Source organism: Trichocoleus desertorum AS-A10 (assembly GCF_039962155.1).
Classification (GTDB): domain Bacteria; phylum Cyanobacteriota; class Cyanobacteriia; order FACHB-46; family FACHB-46; genus Trichocoleus.
On the sequence record NZ_JAMPKN010000121.1, the window covers coordinates 1 to 3277 of the forward strand.

General features: G+C 44.4%; 2 protein-coding genes and 1 pseudogene. 2 read left to right on the top strand and 1 reads right to left on the bottom strand.

Translation table 11 applies throughout. The features are described from left to right. Window positions 1–315: 315 nt before the first annotated feature. Window positions 316–1053 (top strand): annotated as a pseudogene (locus NDA01_RS32200) (transposase family protein); the annotation flags it as partial. A 297-nt stretch (window positions 1054–1350) separates the two neighbouring features. Continuing rightward, window positions 1351–2622 (top strand): Na/Pi cotransporter family protein, encoded by a 1272-nt coding sequence (locus NDA01_RS31640; RefSeq protein WP_348231178.1) that lies wholly within the window; start codon window positions 1351–1353, stop codon window positions 2620–2622. Window positions 2623–2997: 375 nt separating this feature from the next. On the opposite strand, the gene NDA01_RS31645 is transcribed toward NDA01_RS31640, so the two are convergent. Further along, window positions 2998–3177 (bottom strand): phage integrase N-terminal SAM-like domain-containing protein, encoded by a 180-nt coding sequence (locus NDA01_RS31645; RefSeq protein WP_431193619.1) that lies wholly within the window; start codon window positions 3175–3177, stop codon window positions 2998–3000. Window positions 3178–3277: the final 100 nt, after the last annotated feature.

Genomic DNA, 3277 nt, shown 5'->3' on the forward strand with positions numbered 1-3277 from the left:
TTGCTTCAGGTCTTGAAATAGGCTTAGAAGACTACGAATCTGACCCAATATTTTCTTGAGCTTGGCGATTGTTTGAGCTTGTTGAGCGAGTAGCTCCTCTAGGTCATCTTCCACGTTTCGCTATGAATAGTGCAATCGCTCGTCAGTTTATAGGCTCTTAATTACTCTATTCTCTACGTGAGAAAATAAAATACAGGTGGGTGGCTTCGTTTTCAATTCAGATGGTACTTGTGGAGGTGTAAAAAGCAGCCCTTGAAGAAGCTGCTGACTACCTTGTGGCGTTACCAATTAACCTAATCGATAGCCAAACCCATCTTGCGTCAGTTCCAGCTTCCTTACATTGTGGCGATTCGCTCCAATCATGGGGTGCTGATGCCGAAGGGACAACGGGTACGCTATAACCGTCGGCACGCCTATGACCAGCCTCTAGCTGAACGTCCCACGCAACGTCGTTATATCCGCGAAATCATCTTTGGCCAGCGGCGACCTATCCGCTACTACCAAATCACGAAAGGCAGCACTGACCACCCAGACAGGGCAGACAGTTGGTTTATCATGACTAACTTAGCCGGGGATGTCCTTCTGAGTGTAGGTCGCCAATACACGCTGAGAACATAGATTGAGTATGGATTTAAGCAGGTCAAGAATGAGTTGGGATGGCATGATTATCGTTTGACGGAGTACAGCAGTATCGAACGCTGGTGGGAGCTCGTTTTTAGCGCTTACCTGTTGGTTAGTCTGCATGCTGATGCCTTTCAGCATTCCCCACAACTCAAAGGTGAGAATGCCACCGTTTCTTCATCTCCTTTGTTGCCGTTTAAGCAGCATCCCTTTTGGGAGTTAGGAATGACCTGGAAGAGTGCTTTGAATAATCTGCGACTCCTACTGCAACCATATTGCTGTTGGGGGTGGTTAGAGCCTTGGTTACAAGTTTTTTCTATCCCTGAACTGATCTATGGGTTGGAGCAGTTAATGAATTGGATGGATACCTTTCGCCTGTTGCCAAGGCCAGGGTTGAAAGGACCAAACGTACTAGCACTAAAAGTAGCTTGATTGCAGCTGATTACTTTACTCTTATCAAAGTAACAAAAGAAGGATTAAGAACTGATTTAATTTTTCTTTTACTTCTAAGTAAATGAATTATTAGTTAATTATTAATTAAGTTTAGTTTTAGAAAAAGTTAAGTCTCTTAAATATAATGTAAAAATGTAATTTTTCTTATAAAAATAATTGATTTACGTCTTTTAGAAGAGAGCAGAACAAGACTATCAACCTATTCTAAGTGTGCTTACATCGCACTACTGGAAGCAGTTTCGTGCGCACGTTTACAAGATTAATTGAGAGACAAACATGTTGATCTTAAAGAAATTGAATCGAAAACTGTTCAGCTATTTGAGTCTTGTACTTTTAGTTACAACATTATTTATCTTTCCACCTGCGTTTCTTACTCAAGTTTCATTTTTAGGCTCACCTACTATCACATCTAGCGTCAATGCTCAGACAAATCAACCTGAAAGCAAGGAGCCTGAGTCTAGCGATTCTCAACAACCTAAGCTTCCTTTAAGCCCGGAGGAACAAGGGGAAGGTGAGGAAGAAGCGATCGATTTCTTCAAGATGGCAATGGGCGCGATCGCGGGTCTAGTGTTGTTTATTTATGGCGTTACGCGCCTAGCTGAGGGACTAGAAGACGTGGGGGAAGAACGGATGAAACGCCTCCTCAGCAAATTCACTACAAACCGCTTTGCAGGGGTTGCAACCGGAATTGTCGCCACAACATTCTTGGAATCATCATCCGTCACGATCATTCTGGTGATTGCGATGGTAAGCGCCAGCATTCTTACTTTTGTACAATCCCTTGGGGTTGTGTTGGGTTCCAATATTGGTACAGCGGTCGGAGCACAAATTATTTCTCTCAATATCGAACTGTATGTTCCTATTTTGATGTTTAGCGGACTATTGGTATTCTTCTTAGGCAAAACGGCTCGTATTAAATCTCTTGGCATCGTTTTGCTTGGGTTTGGATTGATGTTTTATGGACTTGAAGCGATTGACTCAGCAATGGAGCCGTTTCGAGATTACGAACCGTTCTTAAACTTGATGGAGAGTCTGGGTCGTAATCCTGTTTTAGGAGCTTTGCTAGGAGCTATTTTTACGGTGATTATTCAATCTTCTTCAGCCACCGTAGCAATCGTAGTGACGCTAGCAGGCTCCGGTTTGATTGCTTTGCCCGCCGGAATTGCAATTATGCTGGGTGCAGAAGTTGGAACCTGCGCTGATACTCTGGTTGCTACGATCGGACGGGGTAGTGCTGCGTTGCGAACGGGTTTATTTCACCTCTTCTTTAACCTTAGTAGTGCCGTTCTAGGAATCTTTTTAGCTCCACAGTTGGCTCAACTAACTCAATCAATTTCTGGTGATGATGTTGGACGGCAGGTTGCGAATGCTCAAATGCTATTTAATGGCATTGGCGTTGTTGCTATCATCGGTTTTCTACCAATCATTGCACGGGCACTAGAAAAGCTAGTTCCAGAAACCACCGCAGATCGTGAGCGGCAGCAACGCCAACTCGAAAAACAGCAAGCGAAAGCTAAAGACCTGCAAGCTGAACCTCTCACTCGTTAAACATGCCTTACACCTGAATCACCCCTTCCACGCTAGATCAATTGAGGAGCAGTGGCTAAGGGCGATCCGAGGCGAAATCAAGATAACACGGCAGTGAAGCGGACGAGCAAGAAATTCTACGCTTCGTTTCGGTGTTGCTTGTCGACGCTTACTTTTGCCGTTAATAGCTAGCAACAATGCCGAATTTGAGTGAATTCGGCATTGTTTGGATTGCGATCGCTTGAGCTAACAATAGTTTGAGACATATTACAAAAAATACGCCATTACTTATTTTCGACAATGCTTCTCAAAAGCTCATAGCATCCCCTCGCAAACCTGAAAATCAAGAGGTGCGATCGCTAATTTCCAACACAATGCAAAAGAGTTTCTGTTCAGTCAGTCGCCACTGACGTTGTCGGAGCTATAGCTGAAGGCTGCACGGTAGAGAAATAGCAAGGCACTGAGTGCCTGATTCTGAGTCGAAGCAGCAACGTGTTCCTGCATTGCCAAGTAGCTAAGAAACTGCTCGATTTCCGTTGCTCCCATTTCGCTGGAGTCACGTTTATTAGACGACACTGTATAGACGAGGTCACGACAGAAGTTTGTCGGGTGCTGATGATGGAGAGACAGTTGCTCTCAGTTACAGATCACGACAACCTTATGACTCGGTGACCCG

What these genes read in the sequence shown, in the direction of transcription:
- NDA01_RS31640 (WP_348231178.1), top strand. Translation starts at nt 1,351, where the DNA reads ATGTTGATCTTAAAGAAATTGAATCGAAAACTGTTCAGCTATTTGAGT.